The following is an 18860-nucleotide window of genomic DNA, read 5'->3' as shown; positions in this document are numbered from 1 at the left end:
CAACGCTGTGGATCACCACCTTCACCCTGACCATGTGCTTCGTGGCATGGTTCCTGCCGAGCGCCATCGCCCCCAAGCTGACCAACCTCGGCTTCGACCTCACCAAGAACCAGCTCTACTGGCTGACCTCCATGCCGGGCCTGGCCGGTGGCATCCTGCGTCTTGTGTGGATGGTGCTGCCGCCCATCCTGGGGACGCGCAAACTGGTCACACTGACCACGGCTCTGCTGCTGATCCCCATGCTGGGGTGGGGCGTTGCGGTGCAGAATCCCTCGACGCCCTACTGGCAGCTGCTCCTGCTGGCCCTGATGTCGGGCATCGGCGGAGGCGCGTTCTCGGGTTTCATGCCATCGACGTCGTACTTCTTCCCGCGCCGTAAGCAGGGCACCGCACTTGGGCTCCAGGCCGGCATCGGAAACTTCGGTGTGTCCCTGGTCCAGCTCCTCACTCCGTGGCTGATCGGCTTCGCCATGGTCGGCTTCCTCGGAACCTCGCAGCTCATGGGCGGTGAGCCCGGGATGCCCGAGCGGGAGATCTGGTACCAGAACGCGGCCTTCTTCTACGTGCCCTTCACCATCGTCGGGGTCATCCTGGCCTGGACCATGCTGAAGTCGGTGCCGGTCACCGCCAACATCAAGCAGCAGTTCGACATCTTCAAGAACGTCGACACCTGGTTGATGACGCTGCTGTACATCATGACGTTCGGCACCTTCGCAGGTCTGTCGGCGCAGTTCGGGCTGCTCATGAAGAACCTGTACGGCGCCGGGAATCCTGAGATCGTCTCCGGTGCGGGGGCACAGGCCCAGCTCCTGGTGGAGGGCTACCAGCTGCCCGATCCGGTGAACTATGTGTTCCTCGGCGCGCTCGTCGGAGCCGGTGCCCGTGTGGTGTTCAGCCCGTTGACCGACCGGATGGGAGGAGCGATCTGGACCCTGATCTCCGGGATCGGATTGATCGCCTCCATCTTGTTCACGATGACCGCGCTCTCACCGGATCCCGCAGCGGGGGCTGAGGCCCTTCAAGCGGATTTCACCCGCTTCCTCTGGGGCATGCTGCTGATCTTCCTGTTCTCGGGTATCGGAAACGCCTCCACGTTCAAGCAGATGCCGATGATCTTCGAGCGCAGGCAGGCCGGTGGCGTCATCGGCTGGACCGCGGCCATCGCCGCCTTCGGTCCGTTCTTGTTCGGCGTCGGTCTGACCATGATGACGCCATGGACCTTCTTCCTGCTGGGAATGATCTTCGCCGTGCTGTGCGTGGGGATCACCTGGGTCCGTTACGCGCGGCCGGGTGCTCCGCGCAAGAGCTGACCTCACGCGTCCTTCCCGGCCCCCGACCCGACCCCCCGGCCGCCATCGGCTTCAGGAAAGCCGATGGCGGTCGGCGTCTTCGGGTGTGTCTGCATCCTGCAGCAGGTCATCGGAAATGCTGTGCTGCCGCCACGGCACTTCATCCAGCAGCCTGCGTGCGGCGATGTCACGTCGGCGGGGAAGCGCCTCGAGGGCCGTGGTGAGGGCCGCGAACGGATAACACGCGGCCAAGGGCTGCGGATGACCGGTGGCATCGATCGGGACCCGTGCGAACTTCTCGTTCACGTCCAGATCCTGAACGAGCCGAGCCACCAGCCTGTCGATGTGGGGCAGATCGGTTGCCAGGATCAGTGCGTGGGAAGGTGGGGAGGCATCCTTCAGCAGCTGCACCGCAGCATCGATCCCTGCCACCGGCCCGCCTCCGGGGGGATCCTCACGTGTGGTGCGAGCACCAGGCACTCGGTGAGGTCCCACCACGATGGCATCACATCCGTGGATGGTCAGGGCGGATACGGCGATCTCCACCAGGGCTCGCCCGTCTCGGCTGAGGGACGCTTTGTCGCGGCCCATGCGTCGAGACTGGCCGCCGGTCAGGATCACTCCGGTGCAGATGGCTCCCATGAGGGAACCGTACGTGAGTCGTCTGTCGGTTCAAGAACCCGCCGACTATGGTTGTCGACCATGGCTACCTCACCCCTGTCTTCAGGTGCGTCGGCTGACATGGAGAACATCCTCATTCTCGGTGGCCGCAGTGAGATCGGCGTCGCGATCGCTCAACGCTTGGCCTCCGGCAACCGTGTCCTCCTCGCGGCCCGTCCCGGCCCCATCGCAGATGCGGTCGCGTCGGTGGAGAACGCCGGGGCCGCAGCCGTGCACACGATTGAGTTCGATGCAGACGACACCGACTCCCACCGCCAATTCGTCGATGACGTGGAGGTTGAGTTCGGGCCGGTTGACGTGGCTGTGGCCGCCTTCGGGATCCTCGGTGATCAGGAGCTGGCCGAACGCGACCATCGGCACATGACGCAGGTACTGCATACCGACTTCACTGCACAGGCCAGCCTGCTGACGGTGCTCGCCGACACCATGCGGCAGCGGGGACGCGGCACGATCGTTGCCTTCTCATCGGTCGCCGGAGTCCGAGTGCGCCGTGCGAACTATGTCTATGGGGCGGCCAAGGCGGGTCTCGACGGCTTCGCGTCAGGGCTCGCTGATGCGCTCCATGGGACGGGGGTGCGACTCCTCATCGCTCGACCCGGATTCGTCATCGGACGCATGACCGCCGGGATGGAACCCGCCCCATTCTCATCGACGCCGGAACAGGTGGCCGACGCCGTGGTCAAGGAGATCACCGGGGGCGGCACCCGCGTCGAACTGTGGATCCCGTGGCAGCTGCGTGTCATGTTCTCCGTGGCACCGTTCATCCCCAGAGCGCTCTGGCGACGGATGCCGCGCTGAGCGTGCGGGCGGACTCACTAGGCTGATGCCATGATCGATCAGCTCGGAACCCCAGATGGTGTGACGCTTGACGTGCGGCAGTGGCCGGTCGCCGAACCGCGCGCGGTGATCCAGGTGGTGCACGGTATGGCCGAGCACGTGGGCCGTTATGACGAGTTCGCCCAGGCCATGAATGCCGAGGGCTTCGCCGTGGTGGGGCACGATCAGCGCGGGCATGGTGCCACTGCGGGCTCGGCGGCTGAACGGGGATTCATCGCCGAAAGGGAGGGGTGGCCCCTGCTCGTCGATGACGTCGACCTCGTGGCCCGCGCCATTTCGCGTGAATACCCTGACGCCCCGATCATTCTGCTGGGCCATTCCATGGGGACGGTGGTCGCCCGGGCGGCGGTCCAGGAACAGGATCATTTCGCTGCGCTCATCTGCAGCGGCGCGGTTGCCGACCCCGGTCCCGCGCGTCGTGCGGGCCTGGCGATGGCCCATGCACAGATCAGGCTCAAGGGCCCTCGGCATCGCAGTATGACGCTGCACCGCTTGTCGTTCGGCGGCTACAACAAGGCGGTCGAGCATCCGCGGACCGCCTTCGACTGGTTGAGCCGGGATCACGCGAGCGTCGACGCCTACGTGGCCGACGAGGCCTGTGGGTGGATTGCGACGGCAGGCTTCTACCGTGACCTGTTCGTCGGGCTCGGCCGCGTCAACGATCCGGCGCGCATTCGGCTCATCGCGCGTGATCTGCCGGTGCTGTTCATCTCCGGTGACGCCGACCCCGTGGGTGGACGTTTCGGAGGCGGGGTGGCCGCGGCGGCCCGGGCGATGCGCCGCCGCCTCGATCATGTGGATGTTCGACTGTACGCGCAGGCGCGGCATGAGCTCTTTCACGAGCTGAACCGCGAGGAGATCTTCTCCGATGTGCTTCGCTGGTGTGACGCGGTGCTCTGATGACCGGCCCCCTCACTCAGGCGGAGGCCGAGACGCGTGCACGGGTCGTGACCGCGATCGACACCTCCATCGAACTCGATCTCACCGCGACCGATGCGTTCATATCGACGACGACCCTCACTTTCGACGCCCACGCCGGATCTGCGACCTTCATCGAATGTCAGGGCAGGCTTCTCGACGCCCGGCTCAATGGCGTCGACCTCGACATCGCCGAACACGATGGACGGCGTCTCCCATTGCGAAACCTGCAGGAACACAACGAACTCGTGGTGCGCGCCGCCATGGAGTACTCGCATGACGGGGAGGGGCTGCACGAGCACATCGATGCAGCCGACGGGGCGCGTTACCTGTACGCCACCTCCTTCTTGGACGCGGCCCCTCGCTGGTTCGCCTGCTTCGACCAACCGGATCTGAAGACGCGCCTCGCCCTGCGGGTGATCTGTCCGGGGGAATGGATCGTTCTGGGCAATGCCCGATGCCGCGCCGTCGAAACCCGGCCCGATGGTTCCGCGGTCTGGGAGAGTGAGCAGACCCCACTGCTGTCCACCTACCTCGTCACGGTCGTGGCCGGCGACTACGTGTCACATCATCGTGACCACGACGGCATCCGGCTCGGTCTGTACGCCCGACGTTCCCTCGCCGATGTGCTCGAGCGCGCCGTCGACGATGTCTTCGAGGTGACCTCCCGGTGCCTGGACACGTATCACGACATGTTCGGTATCCGGATGCCGTTCGGTGACTACGACCAGGTCTTCGTGCCTGATCACACCGCTGCTGCGATGGAGAACGCGGGATGTGTCACATTCGATGAGGATTTCCTGTATCGGGGGGTGGTCACGGCCGCCGAGCTCGAGAACCGTGCGGGAACCATCGCTCACGAACTCGCGCATCAGTGGTTCGGTGATCTGGTCACGATGCGGTGGTGGGAGGATCTGTGGCTGAACGAGTCGTTCGCCGAGTTCCTCGCGCATCACGTGCGGATGCAGCACACTGCACGAGACCCGTGGGTCGACTTCGGCATCACCCGCAAGCAGTGGGGGATCACCGCTGATGCGGGGCCCACATCGCATCCGGTGGCCGCCAATGTCACACCGGACACCGTTGCGGCCCTGCAGAACTTTGACGGCATCTCCTACGCCAAGGGTGCGGCGGTGCTCCGGGAACTCGTCGAACACATGGGGGAGGAGCGGTTCCTCACCGGATTGCGCCAGTACTTCGACGCCCACGCGTATGGAAACGCGGAGCTGGCCGACCTGCTGGACGCTTGGCGTGAAGCGGGCGTCGAGGGGATCGACCGCTGGGCCGCCGTGTGGCTGACGACAAGGGGCCTGGACCGGCTCACCGCCACCGATGATGCGATCCGGCGCGAGCCCAGCGCGGATGGGTCGGTGCGGCCGCACCGGCTCACTGCGGTCTCCCTGGGGCAGGACGGCGAGGTTCTGGGGGAACAGGACGTGCAAATTGATTCCGCCACGACCGCAATCGACCTACCTCCCGGGCTGCACCTGCCGGACTCCTGCGATGACGCTTGGGCACAGGTGCGCCCGAACCGGCCACCAGAGCAGTGGCCGTCGATCACATCGGTGGAGGATGTCCGGAGCCAGGTGGTGCTGTGGAACAGCCTGCGAGCCCAGGTACGGGAGTCGGAGACCTCGGCACAGACGGCGTTCGACGTGGTGCTGAGGGAGACACCGCACGAACCCGATGCGCTGATTCTCGACACCTTGACCACGTGGGCCACCAGCGAACTGTGTGGGGTCTTCGCGCCGCGTGGTGAGCGGGCCCTGCGGCGTCGACGGCTTGCTGCTGTCCTGACCGAATCCCTGCAGGGTGCCACCGAGGGATCGGACCGTCAGCTGCAGTTGCTGCGAGCAGTGATCGAACTCACCGGAGATGTCGCGTGGCTCGAAGGCCTGCTCGAGGGAACCGATGTGCCCGTCGGTGCGCAGGTGGATCAGACGCTCCGATGGCGCATCCTGCGTCGACTTGCTCGGCTCGAGGCCTCGTCGGGGCAACCGGTCGTCGGCCTTCTCGATGCCGAACTCCACCGGGACAGTTCCAGCGCCGGAGTGTTGGAGTACGACCGGGCGTGGGCCTCTCGGCCGGTGGCAGAAGCCAAGGAGAGGGCTTTCCGTGCGATCGTGGCGCCTGGAGACCTGCCCGTCAGTCGGGTGATCGCACTGTCCGGAGGGCTGTTCCTGGCAGAGCAGGAGGAACTGACCGACGAGTTGGCGTCCCGCTGGGTCGAGGAGATCACGAGAACCTCCGAGTTTCGGCAGGGCTGGGCCCTGAGCATCGTCGCATCCAGGTCGTTCCCACTGGCCAATGTCACGCCCGAGCTGCTCGGTTCCTGTCGGGCGTTGTTGGACGGGGCGGAGTTGCCCGCAGCCCTTCGCCGCACTGTGAACGATGGGGTCCACCTGATGGGAAAGGCTGTGCGTCAGATCGATCTTCAGATTACGAATTCGTTGTAAAATCCCCGGTGACAATGGGATTTGTGGGAGACTACGGCAATCGGTACCACTATGTATCGATCACCGATCCGCACTGACGCGGTACACACGCGCACGATGCGCGTATGAGGAGGCAACATGACACGTAGGCCACGAGTCACCGTAGCCATCGGGGCGGCGTCGGCTGTTCCCGTACCTGACCCCCGCCTGCGCGGGACACGTGATCAGATCATGCTGACCGGTGATGTGCCCAGCCCGGCCAACCCACCGAAGGGGTGCCGGTTCCACACCCGTTGTTGGAAGGCCCGGGAACGGTGCAAGGAGGAGATGCCGGTGCTGGAGACGCATCCGGACAGGGCCTCGGGGCATCTCTCGGCCTGCCATTTCGCGGAGGTCCGCCAGGCATGACGGTGTTGGCACGGGCGGGTGCCGCATCGGTGGTGGCTGCGATGGTGCTCACAGCGGGCTGCACCGCGGCCCCGGGCGATGACGCGGACGCTCTGCGTGTGCGTTCCTGCGAGACGCAGTCGCCGCTCATTCCTGCCGCCGCACTCGATGAGTGCGCCCGCAACGTGCTCGAACCGGTCACGGCGACTTTGATGACGGCCGGGCCGGATGGCCGTGTGGAGCCGGATCTGGCTGAGGAGATCACCAGCACCGATGGTGGTGAGACGTGGACGGTGACCCTGGTCGAGGGGCGTCGATTCTCCGACGGCACCCCGGTGCTGGCGCACAACTTCGTGGACGCATGGAACTGGTCGGCGTCGTGTCGGCAGGGCTATCCGGGTGCCGATTGGTTCGCCGACATCGAGGGGTACACCGAGGTGAACCCGTCCGGGACCTGCCCTCAGGCCACTCCGAGCGCGAGCCCTTCGTCCTCACCCGTGCCGTCGGCGGATCGGTCTGGTCAGCGGCTGCAGATGTCGGGGCTCGAGGTCACTTCCGACCTGACATTCCGGGTTCGTCTGGACCGGCCGATCGTGAACTTCGACGAACAACTCGTAGAGCTCGCCTATGCACCACTTCCGGATTCGTTCTGGGTGGACCCGGCTCGCCATGCACAGGTACCGGTGGGTGCGGGGCCGTATCGACTCGTCGAGAACAACCGGCTGCGTCACGTGGTGCAGCGATGGGATGGCTACACCGGGCCGAAGGAACCGGCCTCGCACACCATCAGTTTCGAGAATTGGAACGACCTGTCGCTGGCCTACGAGGATGTGCGTGACGGTGAACTCGACGTCAGTGATCGTGTCCCACCCGAGTCGTTCGGAGAACAGACGTGGCGTTCGGACTTCGGTGAGCGTGCCGCCGCGCCGGACGGAGCGCCGCCGATGGTCCTGGCCGAGCTGGTGTTCAGTGATGCGGATGAGACGTTTGCCGACCCGCGTCGACGCCGAGCCCTGTCGATGGCCATCGATCGTGAGGTCATCACCCGGGACCTGCTGGGCGGAGTGCATGATCCCGCGCGTGGCTGGGTGCCGCCGACCATGACCGGCGCGGTCGAGACCTGTGCCGATGACTGCGTCTATGACCGTGAACGGGCACGCAGACTGTGGGATGACGCCAACGACTCGCTGGGGAGCACCCCGACGTCGATCACGGTCACCACCGCCAGTGAGCTGGGCGACTCCTATTGGGTCGATGAACTCTGCAACACCTGGCGCTACACGCTGGATTTGACGTGTCAACGTCGTGAGGTGAGTCAATCGGAGCTCGGATCGGGGAAGACGGGTGTGTTCACCGAGGGCGTCGCGCTGATGGTTCGGGAACCGGGACGGGATTCGATGCAGGAGTACCTTGAGCCCTTCCAGAGTGAATCGCCGTTGAACCGTGGGCGTCATGCCAGCATGGACTTCGACGCAGTGATGCGCAGGGCGGAGGCCACCGAGAACCCGGGGGACGAGTGGGAGTCCGCACAGAGGATGCTGGCCGAGGAGCTGCCCTCGTTGCCGCTGTGGTGGATGCGGTCGACCGCCATCTGGTCGCCCCGTGTCGATGTGGCGCCTGAGGATCTTCCCACGAATTTCGCGGGAACCCCCGATGTCCTACGACTCCGCAGGGCCTGATTTTTGCCGCCTGATTTTCGTGGGAATGGGTAGTCTCATGACCATGACCTCCCGACGCCTGATGCTCGTGCACGCCCATCCCGATGATGAAGTGACCTCAACCGGTCTGACCATGGCCCTTCATGCGTCCCGAGGTGATGCGGTGACGCTGGTGACCTGCACTCTGGGCGAGGAGGGTGAGGTTGTCGATCCCGATCTGGTGCATCTGGCCGCCGATCGGGAGGACTCGCTGGCCGAGCACCGGATCACCGAGCTGGAAGCTTCGATGGAGGCCCTTGGAATCACTGACGCCGTGCGTCTTGGCGGAGACCACTGTTATCGGGATTCGGGTATGGGGACCGACGAGAACGGCAATGCGGTGGCCCGAGATGAACTCCACCCGGGATGTTTCTGGCTGGCGGATCTTCTCGAGGCGGCGAATCACATGGTCGCGTTGATTCGTGACCGTCGCCCCGAGGTGCTGATCACCTACGACGAGAACGGGCATTACGGGCACCCCGATCACATCAAGGCGCACCGCGTCGCCATGTATGGGGCCATGCTGGCCGCCGTCCCGAGTCATCGGCGAGATCTGGGTGAGGCATGGCAGGTTCCCCGGATCCTGTGGACCGCTCTGGGGGAGTCCGCGATGCGGGCGGGTCTTCGGCGGCTCCAGGAGATCGGAGATGCCGAGACGTTCGGAGGGATGGATCCCGATGGTCCTCTGCCGCCGATGGTCGTCCCCGACGATGACATCTCTGTAACAGTTCATGCGCCCGAATTGATGCATCGCAAGATCGCGGCCTTCCGTGCGCATGCCTCGCAGATCCAGCCTGACAGCGGTTTTGTGCAGATGTTCGAGCACGAATCGGCCCATGGAATGGCGGGGGAGGCCTTCCGGCTCGCCGGAGGAGTGCCTTTCCCCGAAGGGGCCACCGACGTCTTCGCCGGCCTTGACTGAGTGAGCCGGTGCTGCTGCTCGGGGCTGTGCCCAGCAGGCTCCTTATCGTAAAGTGGCGCAGCGACCTTTCAAATCCAAGAGCCATTCAAATCCAAGAGCGAGGAAGTGCCTGTGGCGGACGACAAGCTGGCTGCGGCCGAGACCGAGATCTCGGAGGAGAAGCCGTCGAACCCTCGCCGTGTTCGGATCATCACACTGTCGGTCATCGGAGGGCTGTTGGTCCTGCTCGGCGGAGCGTATGTCGCCGGGTACTTCATGACCGGCGACAAGGTGCCTCGTGACACCACCATGGCCGGAATCGAGATCGGTGGTCTCAGCGCGGCCGAGGCCGAGGCGAAACTGGCCAAGGATTATGCACAGCAGGAGAATGCGACGTTCACTCTCGTGGCCGATGGCGTGGACGTGGAGGTTGAACCGGAGGCTGCGGGCCTCGCGGTGAATTACAGGGACACCGTTGAGAGCTCCGGTGTCGGACGCAGCTGGGATCCCCGCCAGATCTGGCGGGTGCTCACCGGGGGCTCGGAGGTCAAACCGATCGCCGCTGTCGACGAGAAGAAGCTTGAAGCCGAGGTCAAGCGCATCGCGTCGGAGAAAGTCGACCGTGAGCCCAAGAATGCGGCGGTACGGTTCGAGGGCACTGAGGTGAAGCGCGACGAGGGCGTCACCGGTCGCACGCTGGATCAGAAGAAGTCCGCGGCGCAGATCAAGGACGGGTATCTGGTCAATGACCGGATCGAAGCCACTGTCGCGGTCGAGGATCCGGCCCTCACCACAGGGGCCGCCGACCGGTTCGTCGATTCGTGGGCGAAGAAGGCCGTACAGGGCCCGGTCGTGGTGGACACCGGCAAGGGAACCTTCGAAGTGACCCCCGAGATGATCGCGGGCGCGGCCTCCATCAAGGCGGAGGGCAAGGAGTTCTCCGGTTCGATCGACGGAGACAAGCTGTACGAGGCCGCACAGCCTGCGATGGATGAGCTCGGCCTCAAGGACGCCAAAGAGGCTTCGTACAAGTTCGAGGGCGGCAAGATCAGCGTGATCCCGTCCGAGGACGGCTCGGAGGTCTCCAAGGAGTCCTTCCATGAGGTGATCGTGCCCGCCGCCACCAGTGACGAACGCGAGGTCGAGGTGGAGCTGAGCGGTGAGAAGGCGAAGTTCACCACAGAGGAGGCCGAGAAGCGCAAGCCTCGCGAGGTGATCGGGGAGTTCACCACCTCCTTCCCCCACGCCGACTACCGCAACACGAACCTGACTCTGTTCGCCCAACACATCAGTGGCGCGGTGTTGCGTCCGGGGGAGACGTTCTCGGTGGATGAACACATCGGGCCACGTGACGCGTCGGCCGGTTACGTCGACGGCTATGTGATCTCGGGCGGTCAGCTGCGTAAGCAGTCCGCCGGCGGTATCTCCCAGGGCGCCACCACCTTGTACAACGCAGCTTGGTTCGCCGGTCTCGAGGATGTCGAACACCAGCCGCACACCATGTACTTCAGCCGTTACCCGGCCGGACGTGAGGCCACGTTGTACTACGGGTCGATCGACCTGAAGTTCAAGAACACCACTGACAACGCGGTGATGATCACCGGTTCGGTCAACAAGTCCGCATCGGGGGGCAAGGGGTCGATCACATTCCAGATCTGGGGTGTGAAGCAGTGGGAGATCGTGTCTCCCGAACCGACCAAGAGTGGTTTCTACGACGGGACGACGATCAAGGAGACCAGTGACGAGTGCGAGCCACAGTCGCCGTCACCGGGTTTCACCGCGTCGTACTACCGGATCTTCAAGCAGAACGGCACCGAGATCCGCCGTGAGGACAAGTCGTGGAAGTACAGCGCCACTGACAAGGTCGAGTGCGTTTGACGCTCTGAGCCCTCACATCTTGGCGACCCATGCCAGATTTCGGGCATTGTGCAGGGCGGCCCATGCGGCCCAGATGTGTGCCTTCTGTGGTGGGGAAGCAAGGACTGCCCATTCGCCGGAGATCAGCACGGTGCCGGGGGAGGGGGCTCGGCCGGCGTCGATCATGTCGAGGGCAGGCGTCACATCGTCGACCAGATCACGGATGCGGCCGACTGCGATGGCTTCGGCGGTGACCTCCGCTCCAGTGAGGTCGGTGAGCATGCGGGCGAGGATGCTGCGGTCACCGTTCTCGGGGTTGCGCCCCGGTGGGATCAGCGGGATGAGACGCAGAGCGAGGATCTGGGCGCTGTCGACGCGATGTCGGTGGGCCTGACGGTCGAGCAGTTCCAGGCCGTCGGCGTCGGCGGTGAGGACCCAACCGATCAGATCTCCCTGACCATCGGCGAGTTGGCGACGCAGGCTGACACGTTGGCCGCGGACGAGGTGACGCGTGGTAGAAATGGGGGCACTCACTTTCGACGACAGGAGCATCTGGTGACATACATCATCGCGCAGCCATGTGTGGATCTGAAGGACCTGGCGTGCGTTGAGGAATGCCCGGTGGACTGCATCTACGAGGGCAACCGAATGCTGTACATCCATCCGGATGAGTGCGTCGACTGTGGCGCGTGCGAGCCGGTGTGCCCCGTCGAGGCCATCTACTATGAGGACGACACTCCCGAGGAGTGGGCGAACTACTACGACATCAACGTGCAGTTCTTCGACAAGCTGGGTTCGCCCGGCGGCGCTGCCAAGCTGGGGCCTGTCGACTTCGACCACCCTGAGGTCGAGGCCATGCCCAAGCAAGAGCACGATGCGTGATCGATCAGCGTGACCATCGCTGACCGGCTCCCGACTTTTCCCTGGGACACACTCGCTGCTGCCCGCGAGCGAGCCCAGAGTCATCCGGAGGGCTTCATCGACCTCACGGTCGGTTCACCTGTGGACCCCGCGCCTCAGGTGGCGATCGAGGCGTTGACTCGTTCCTCCGACGCGCATGGCTACCCCCGGGTGGTCGGGATCTCGGACCTGCAGGACGCCATGGGTGCGTATCTGCGGGATCGTTGGCGGGTCACCACCGAGGTGGGGACGCTGCCGGTCATCGGCACGAAGGAATTCGTTGCCTGGCTGCCGACCCATCTCGGCCTTGCGGGCGCTGCGGACACCGTCGTGGTGCATCCTGAGACGGCGTACCCCACCTATGCGGTGGGGGCGCAGCTCGCGGGGATCGATCCGGTGGCCTGTGACGACCCTGCGGTTCTGGATGACAGACTCGCCGGCCGCCGGGCGGGCCTGGTGTGGATCAACTCCCCGGCCAATCCTCACGGTGCGATCCTCTCGGCGGACGAGCTGCGTGCTTGGGTCGCGTGGTGCCGTGAGCACGGCGCGGTGTTGGCGTCGGACGAGTGCTACGGCGAGTTCGGATGGGAGGATGAGCCGGTCTCGGTGCTGGATCCGAGCATCACCGATGACCCCACGGGTGTCCTCGCCATCTTCTCGGAGTCGAAGCGTTCCAATCTCGCTGGCTATCGAGCCGGTTTCTGCGCCGGTGACGTCGGCCTGATCTCGCAGTTGACCGAGATCCGCAAGCATGGCGGCATGATGATGCCGACGCCGGTTCAGGCAGCCATGGCCGCCACGCTCGTCGAGCATCGCCATGTGGTCGAGCAGAAGGCGCGCTACCGCGATCGACGCGACACGCTACGTCAGGCTCTGCTGGCCGACGGCTGGCGGATCGACCATTCCGAGGGCGGCCTGTATCTCTGGGCCACCCGTGGTGACTTCACCGACGGCCGTGCGATCGTCGACCACTTCGCGGCTTTGGGGATTCTCGTGACGCCCGGAGATTTCTACGGGGACGCCACGCACGTGCGGATCACGCTGACTGCGACCGATGACGACATCGCGGGTGCTGCCGGGCGGATCGTCAGAAACGTATGACGACGCCGTCGATCGGTTCGACGGCGTTCCACGGTGCGGTCTTCCCATCGGCGACCCATTGCTGGTCACCCACTTGAACCTCACGCACGCCCAGATCCTTGGCATTTGCCACCGCGTGATGGGCGACTGCCCAGCGCAGGGCTTCGTCGTGATGGGCGAAAGCCACCTCCGTCGCACCTTCGGGTGTTCGTGCCGTGGTGACGCCGATGTGGCCGAAGGCCTCGTCGAGGGAGGCCACAGTCTCCTGCGGAGAACCCCCACCGGGTGAGTCCACCGAACATGTGAGCCCGCCGGGGGAGTGACCGGTCAGGGCAGAGGCGAGGATGCGTGCGTTGGGCTCGTGCTGTCGGTACGCCTCCGGGTAGCCGGAGCGTTGCACAGCCTGTGCTGTGTCGTTGATGTCGCCGTTCTCCCAGTCGGGGATACGCGCGAGGGCGTCGTAGAACGCGTGGGTCGAAAACACCGGATCCATGATCTGCTCCTCGGTTCCCCAGCCCTGGGAAGGGCGTTGCTGGAACAGGCCCAGGGAGTCACGGTCGCCGTGATCGAGGTTGCGGATGCCGCTCTCCTGGTAGGCGGTGGCCAGCGCGATCGTGGCCGCGCGGGGTGGCATGCCCCGCTGGACCGCGATCGCGCTGATCAATGCCGCGTAGTGAGCCTGCTCCGGTGTGACAGCGACGCTCTCACCGTTGGCTGTGGCCACGCAGCGTTCGAAGATCGCCGGTGGTGGGATGTGCTGCCGGTTGCTGAGGAAATACAGCCCGCCGACGCCTGCGACGGTCAGCAGGAGGAACAGCACCAGGACACACCCGATGCCGCGCCCACGCCTTCGCGCAGCCACGTCAGTGCAGGTCGGAGTTCAGTTTCACACCGGCGCCGTTGGGGCGTGCCTCGACGGCACCGGTCACCGAGTTGCGGATGAACAGCAGGTTGTCGCGGCCCGAGAGCTCCGAGGCGCGCACGGTCTGCTCACCGACTGTCACCTTGGTGCCCGCGGTCACGTACAGGCCGGCCTCCACGGTGCATCCGTCGCCGAGGGAGATGCCCACGCCCGCGTTGGCGCCGAGCAGGCATTTCTCGCCGAGCTTGATGACCTCCTTGCCGCCGCCGGAGAGCGTGCCCATGATCGACGCCCCGCCGCCGATGTCGGAGCCGTCACCGACGACGACACCCTGCGAGATGCGTCCTTCGACCATCGACTTGCCGAGCGTGCCGGCGTTGAAGTTCACAAAGCCCTCGTGCATCACGACGGTTCCCTCGGCCAGATGCGCGCCCAGACGGACGCGGTCGGCGTCGCCGATGCGAACGCCGCTGGGGAGGACGTAGTCGATCATGCGGGGGAACTTGTCGACGCCGAAGACGGTCACGTGCCCGTGTTCCTCACGCAGTCGTGCGCGCGTCAGTTCGAAGCCCTCGATGGCGCAGGGGCCGGCGGAGGTCCACACGACGTTGGTGAGGACGCCGAAGAGGCCATCGAGGTTGATGGTGTTGGGCTGCACGATGCGGTGCGAGAGCAGGTGCAGACGCAGGTAACCGTCGATGGCGTCCGCGGGTGCGGCGTCGAGGTCGATCGAGACCTGTTGGACGCGCTTGGTCACCTGACGTGCCTCATCGGGGCCGGCCAGTGGGCTGAGCGCGGTCGGCTCGCCCTCCTGTGTCGGTTCGCCGAGTTCTGGTGTGGGGAACCAGGCGTCGAGGATGTCGCCCGAGATGTGCTCGGTGATCAGGGCCCAGCCATGTGCAGTACGCGAAGTCATGGACGCGACCCTACCTGCCCGGACGAAGGGAGATGCCCATCGTGGAAGTAGAGTCTGTCGGGTGCACAGTTTGAATCTTGACGGCGACGTGGTCGCGTTGCTGCAGCAGCTCATCGACATTGAATCGGTCAGTGGGAACGAAGGCCCCCTCGCGGATGCGATGGAGACCGCGCTGCGTGCGCTCCCGGCATTGGAGGTCACGCGCAACGGGGATGCCGTGGTGGCTCGTACCGATCTTGGACGCGAACGCCGCGTGATCCTGGCCGGGCACCTCGACACCGTGCCGCTCGTCGCCGGAAGCCTGCCGAGCCGGCTGGAAGGGGTTGGCGACTCCGAGCGGGTCATCGGGCGTGGCTCCTGTGACATGAAGGCGGGCGTCGCGGTGTTCGCCAATATGGCGCCTGCGATCGACGCGGCCATCGGTCGGGGCGACGCTCCGGACGTGGACGTGACGTGGGTCTTCTACGACCACGAGGAGGTCGAGGACGCCAAGAATGGACTGGGCCGTCTCGTCCGGGAGACCCCCGAGCTCCTCGCCGGTGATTTCGCATTGTTGGGGGAGCCCAGCAACGCGGGCATCGAGGGTGGCTGCCAGGGAACCCTGCGCATTCGCATCACCGCCCATGGCCGCGCCTCCCATTCGGCGCGCGCGTGGAAGGGCGTCAACGCCATCCACGGTCTGGCACCGGTCCTGACGAGACTGGCGGCGTACGAGCCCCGTGTCGTGACCGTCGACGGGCTTGAGTATCACGAGGGGCTCAACGCGGTGAACATCACCGGCGGGATCGCCACCAACGTCATTCCCGACGCCGCGACCGTCGAGGTGAATCTTCGCTACGCGCCCGACCGTGACGATGCCGAAGCAGTGCCGCATCTTCTGCGGTCGGCCGGTGTCATGGACGAGGAGGGCAAGCCGGTCGAGGGGTATTCGTGGGAGATCACCGACCACGCGCACGCGGCCCGCCCCGGCCTTGAATCGGGCATCGCCGCCGAGTTCCTGAAGGCCGCAGGGGGACGGGCGTCGGCCAAATACGGCTGGACCGATGTGGCGCGGTTCGCGACCCTCGGCATTCCTGCGGTGAACTTCGGGCCAGGGGACCCGAGCCTCGCCCACACCGACGAGGAATGGTGCCCCACCGCGGATGTGCACGAGTGTCGTCGTGTTCTGCTCACCTGGCTGGGACTTGTTGAAGGGAATGTTGCATGAGCGCCGAATCACGTCGTCATCGTCATCGTCAGGGTCCGGTGCTGCGCGCCGGGGACATGGTTTTGCCCACCACCACCGATCAACGCCTGCTCGCGTCCCGCGGAGATGTGGCATGGGTTCACGAGGACCCGTGGCGCGTCATGCGGATCCAGTCCGAGTTCGTCGAGGGCTTCGGCGAGCTCGCCGAACTCGGCCCGGCGGTCTCGATCTTCGGTTCGGCCCGGACGCCACCGGACGATCCGATCTACGCCACGGCCGAGGAACTGGCCCGCAAATTCGTCCAGGCCCGGTTCGGCGTCATCACCGGGGGCGGCCCCGGGGTGATGGAGGCCGCCAACAAGGGCGCTTACGAAGCCGACGGCGTCTCGGTGGGGCTCGGCATCGAGCTGCCCTTCGAGACCGGGATGAACGAGTACGTGACGCTCGGTATCAACTTCCGCTACTTCTTCGTGCGCAAGATGATGTTCATGAAGTACAGCCAGGGTTTCGTGGTGATGCCCGGTGGCTTCGGCACCCTCGATGAGATGTTCGAGGGGCTGACGCTGGCTCAGACCGGCAAGCTCGACCATCGCTTCGTCCTGTTCGGCAGTGACTACTGGACGCCGCTGGTGGACTGGCTCCGCGACTCGGTGCTGGAGGCCGGGAACATCTCGGCCAAGGACTTCGATCTGTTCCACGTGACCGACGACATCGACGACGCCGTGCGGGTCCTGGTGGCCGACAACTCCTGAACCACGTCGGACCGATAGGATCGTTCCCATGATGTTCCTGATCGCGATGATCGCAGTGGCAGTACTGGGCGTGGCAGCCGTTGTCGCCACCGGGTCACTCGACCGCATGCAGCCCGTGGTCCGCGATCACGTCGAGCCGGTGCTGGACGATGCCGTGGACATCAGCGATCCGCGGACCTGGACCCAGGCCCGGTTCAGCGTCCGGCTCCGGGGCTACGACATGCAGGAGGTCGACGCCCTCCTCGCTGCGTGCGCTGCGTCACATGTGGAGCGCGATACGGAATAATGGGCACCACGGACTTTCACAACCACCACGAACGAGATTGAGGAAAACACACGATGGCACATATGAAGCCTCGCACGGGAGACGGCGATATCGAGGTCACCAAGGAGGGGCGCGGCATCGTCATGCGTGTTCCACTCGAGGGTGGTGGCCGACTGGTTGTCGAGATGAACGCCGAGGAAGCCACCGCGTTGCGCGAGGCCCTGACCGGCGTCGTGGGGGAGTGACCCTCCACCAGAAGAAGTGAAACGGCGATGCCCTCCCCACGCGGGGAGGGCATCGCCGTTTCGGTGCCGGAGGTTCAGCCTTCCGCCGGGGTCAGATGCGTCCACATGCGTTCTGGGCGTTCGCGCGCGACGCAGTCGCCGTCATCGGGATTGAAGTAATGCCGCATCGTCAGGGTGTAGATGCCATCGTCGATGGTCCAGAGATCCTCGTCGGTCTCATCGAGCGTGCCGGTCGTGGAGGCTGTCCTCAGCCTGAGCAGCCCCCACATACGCGTGGTGAAGGTGGCCTCTCGGAGCCATTCCATATGCGCCCAGTCTGCCGGCTCGGTTCCCACCGAAACATGGAAGAGCACCTCGCCGATGGCAACATTCGGCAGGAAGTAGGCAAAGTCTGTCTTGCAGTGAATCCGGCCGGCCCCGAGGTCGATCTCCGGAATGATGTCGTCATTTTCTCCCCAGATGAGGAATGCGCTGTTCTCCAAATCCAGATGGGCAATGTGGCGGCGATCATGGTTTGACATAGAAGGTGTCTCCGTTCAGAACTCGGTGCTGATTGTAGAATGTGCGGATCTCTCCGCCGCCGGCTGAGTTTTCGTCCTCTGGGATGAAACAGCGGCTGAATCCGCTGGGCCCCCGTCGGTATGGGTCCGGCATTCGACAGTTGAGGCTAGGATACGATGAGCGAGCTCGTCCCGCACCAAGCCCGGCAGCGCCATTGTCAGTGGATGCGAATGGGTACTCATCACACGAATACCCTTTAGGGCGTTTCGAGGTGATTCGCTTGGGGCAAGCCGCCTCACGGTTTTTCTTTTTCAGTGTGGGATCCGTGGTTCGTCGCAGCTCATTGGGGAGTCCGGACGCGATGGCCTGTTTGATGTGTGCGTGGTAACCGCGATTCTTCGGCGATGGCCTGTAGGACGGGTCGCTCCGGCGACGCATCCCGGTTTGGAGGTGATGATCGTGTCGCATCGATACATCGGCCCGATGGGCAAAGGAAATGGTTTTGTCCATTTTCCCTTGGCGAGCGTCGTTGTGGCTCGCACGTAGCCGGTTGGCCCATAGAGCCACGCTGTCTTGTCGAGCATCTTCGGCGTGTGGTTGAAGGTGGATTTCAAGCCTGACTTCTCTGGGTACTTGGTCTCCCGCTCCCACTCGTCTGGGACACCGAAGGCTTTCTTTTCGACGCCGATGCTGGAGCGGAAAGTTGCAGTTCCTATGCTCCCGGCCGACTTTACCTTCATGATCTTGTGGGTGAATCGGACCGGGGAGCCGGGCGTCTGTCGTGTGTCCACGGAAAAAACCGACACATATCTGGTGATTCCGACCGGGATCCCCTTTTTTCGGAGGATTAGGAAGTAGTCCATTCCGCTGCAGACATTGAACCTGCTGACATAAGTGTTCCAGTGGTCGGCGAGGAAGTTCTGCGGGTTGTCACATGTCGGTGGATTCCAGTCGCTGGGCAGGTGGCCGAACCATTCATCACCGGTTTCTGGCGCGTCCCGAGTGCCGACGGACGGTTCAGTGCTTTCCGGAGCCTGACGCGGGTCCACTTTCGGGTCGTCGAAGGAGAAGCACAGTTGGTCGGTTTTGGAGATCGTTGTGCATGACTCGAAGGATGATCCGGTTGCAGACGGTGCCTCGCGTGGGCTCGT

The 18860-nt window shown here is 64.7% G+C and carries 20 protein-coding genes and 1 pseudogene; 14 read left to right on the top strand and 7 right to left on the bottom strand.

The genetic code is table 11. The annotated features are described in order from the left end of the window. The first annotated feature begins 26 nt into the window (after positions 1–26). On the top strand, positions 27–1310 hold the full coding sequence (locus FB460_RS03600; RefSeq protein ID WP_425466973.1) for an MFS transporter: 1284 nt from the start codon (positions 27–29) through the stop codon (positions 1308–1310). A gap of 51 nt (positions 1311–1361) precedes the next feature. Here the strand turns inward: FB460_RS03600 and mobA are convergent, their stop codons facing one another. Beyond that, positions 1362–1931: a molybdenum cofactor guanylyltransferase gene (mobA, locus tag FB460_RS03595; protein WP_142092717.1), complete on the bottom strand. Its 570-nt coding sequence runs from the start codon at positions 1929–1931 to the stop codon at positions 1362–1364. Between the two features lie 60 nt (positions 1932–1991). Here mobA and dprE2 point away from each other — a divergent pair, with 60 nt between their 5' ends. The 7 genes and pseudogenes from dprE2 (at position 1992) to FB460_RS03560 (ending at position 11023) form a co-directional block, all read left to right on the top strand. After that, positions 1992–2768: a decaprenylphospho-beta-D-erythro-pentofuranosid-2-ulose 2-reductase gene (gene dprE2, locus FB460_RS03590; RefSeq protein ID WP_246044228.1), complete on the top strand. Its 777-nt coding sequence runs from the start codon at positions 1992–1994 to the stop codon at positions 2766–2768. Between the two features lie 30 nt (positions 2769–2798). Next, a complete protein-coding gene (locus tag FB460_RS03585; protein ID WP_142092716.1) occupies positions 2799–3707 on the top strand; it encodes an alpha/beta fold hydrolase in 909 nt (302 codons plus the stop codon). Continuing rightward, positions 3707–6181, top strand: coding sequence for an aminopeptidase N (pepN, locus tag FB460_RS03580; protein ID WP_142092715.1), 2475 nt, complete (start codon positions 3707–3709; stop codon positions 6179–6181). Before FB460_RS03585 ends, pepN begins: the two co-directional genes overlap by 1 nt. Positions 6182–6340: 159 nt before the next feature. After that, positions 6341–6568 (top strand): annotated as a pseudogene (locus FB460_RS03575) (oligopeptide/dipeptide ABC transporter ATP-binding protein); the annotation flags it as partial. Next, entirely contained in the window at positions 6565–8226 is a 1662-nt protein-coding gene (locus FB460_RS03570) for a peptide ABC transporter substrate-binding protein (protein WP_142092713.1), read from the top strand. The pseudogene FB460_RS03575 and the gene FB460_RS03570, both read left to right, overlap by 4 nt. A gap of 43 nt (positions 8227–8269) precedes the next feature. Beyond that, positions 8270–9166 (top strand): N-acetyl-1-D-myo-inositol-2-amino-2-deoxy-alpha-D-glucopyranoside deacetylase, encoded by an 897-nt coding sequence (gene mshB, locus FB460_RS03565; protein WP_142092712.1) that lies wholly within the window; start codon positions 8270–8272, stop codon positions 9164–9166. A gap of 111 nt (positions 9167–9277) precedes the next feature. Next, a complete protein-coding gene (locus FB460_RS03560) occupies positions 9278–11023 on the top strand; it encodes a VanW family protein (RefSeq protein ID WP_142092711.1) in 1746 nt (581 codons plus the stop codon). Positions 11024–11035: 12 nt separating this feature from the next. Here FB460_RS03560 and FB460_RS03555 read toward each other — a convergent pair whose 3' ends face one another. Then, complete coding sequence (locus FB460_RS03555; protein WP_211345812.1) at positions 11036–11536, bottom strand: hypothetical protein; 501 nt, start codon at positions 11534–11536, stop codon at positions 11036–11038. A gap of 21 nt (positions 11537–11557) precedes the next feature. Between FB460_RS03555 and fdxA the strand changes: the two genes are divergently transcribed. Next, positions 11558–11884, top strand: coding sequence for a ferredoxin (gene fdxA / locus FB460_RS03550; RefSeq protein WP_142092709.1), 327 nt, complete (start codon positions 11558–11560; stop codon positions 11882–11884). Positions 11885–11893: 9 nt separating this feature from the next. Continuing rightward, positions 11894–13003: a succinyldiaminopimelate transaminase gene (dapC, locus tag FB460_RS03545; RefSeq protein WP_142092708.1), complete on the top strand. Its 1110-nt coding sequence runs from the start codon at positions 11894–11896 to the stop codon at positions 13001–13003. Here the strand turns inward: dapC and FB460_RS03540 are convergent. Together FB460_RS03540 and dapD are read right to left on the bottom strand one after the other, a co-directional pair. Next, positions 12990–13802: a hypothetical protein gene (locus FB460_RS03540; protein ID WP_142092707.1), complete on the bottom strand. Its 813-nt coding sequence runs from the start codon at positions 13800–13802 to the stop codon at positions 12990–12992. The two genes, dapC and FB460_RS03540, sit on opposite strands and share 14 nt — an antisense overlap. A 43-nt stretch (positions 13803–13845) precedes the next feature. After that, entirely contained in the window at positions 13846–14760 is a 915-nt protein-coding gene (dapD, locus tag FB460_RS03535) for a 2,3,4,5-tetrahydropyridine-2,6-dicarboxylate N-succinyltransferase (protein ID WP_142092706.1), read from the bottom strand. Positions 14761–14821: 61 nt separating this feature from the next. Between dapD and dapE the strand changes: the two genes are divergently transcribed. The 4 genes from dapE to FB460_RS03515 are packed head-to-tail and all read left to right on the top strand — an operon-like array spanning position 14822 to position 17208. Beyond that, a complete protein-coding gene (dapE, locus tag FB460_RS03530) occupies positions 14822–15967 on the top strand; it encodes a succinyl-diaminopimelate desuccinylase (RefSeq protein WP_246044227.1) in 1146 nt (381 codons plus the stop codon). After that, entirely contained in the window at positions 15964–16698 is a 735-nt protein-coding gene (locus FB460_RS03525) for an LOG family protein (protein ID WP_142092704.1), read from the top strand. Before dapE ends, FB460_RS03525 begins: the two co-directional genes overlap by 4 nt. A gap of 28 nt (positions 16699–16726) precedes the next feature. Continuing rightward, positions 16727–16984, top strand: a complete 258-nt coding sequence (locus FB460_RS03520) for a DivIVA domain-containing protein (protein ID WP_142092703.1) — start codon at positions 16727–16729, stop codon at positions 16982–16984. A gap of 53 nt (positions 16985–17037) precedes the next feature. Further along, complete coding sequence (locus FB460_RS03515; protein WP_142092702.1) at positions 17038–17208, top strand: DUF3117 domain-containing protein; 171 nt, start codon at positions 17038–17040, stop codon at positions 17206–17208. A gap of 74 nt (positions 17209–17282) precedes the next feature. On the opposite strand, the gene FB460_RS03510 is transcribed toward FB460_RS03515, so the two are convergent. From FB460_RS03510 to FB460_RS13280, 3 genes are read right to left on the bottom strand one after another with little or no spacing between them, the layout of a single operon-like run. After that, entirely contained in the window at positions 17283–17729 is a 447-nt protein-coding gene (locus tag FB460_RS03510) for a hypothetical protein (RefSeq protein ID WP_142092701.1), read from the bottom strand. Next, positions 17716–18024 (bottom strand): NucA/NucB deoxyribonuclease domain-containing protein, encoded by a 309-nt coding sequence (locus FB460_RS13485; RefSeq protein ID WP_425466972.1) that lies wholly within the window; start codon positions 18022–18024, stop codon positions 17716–17718. Before FB460_RS13485 ends, FB460_RS03510 begins: the two co-directional genes overlap by 14 nt. Beyond that, entirely contained in the window at positions 18021–18758 is a 738-nt protein-coding gene (locus FB460_RS13280; RefSeq protein ID WP_246044226.1) for a hypothetical protein, read from the bottom strand. The genes FB460_RS13485 and FB460_RS13280 overlap by 4 nt, the downstream gene beginning before the upstream one ends. Between the last annotated feature and the right edge of the window lie 102 nt (positions 18759–18860).

The organism is Propioniferax innocua (assembly GCF_006716235.1).
Classification (GTDB): domain Bacteria; phylum Actinomycetota; class Actinomycetes; order Propionibacteriales; family Propionibacteriaceae; genus Propioniferax; species Propioniferax innocua.
Note: the sequence above shows the minus strand (reverse complement) of the source record. Positions and strands in the feature narration are given on the sequence as shown.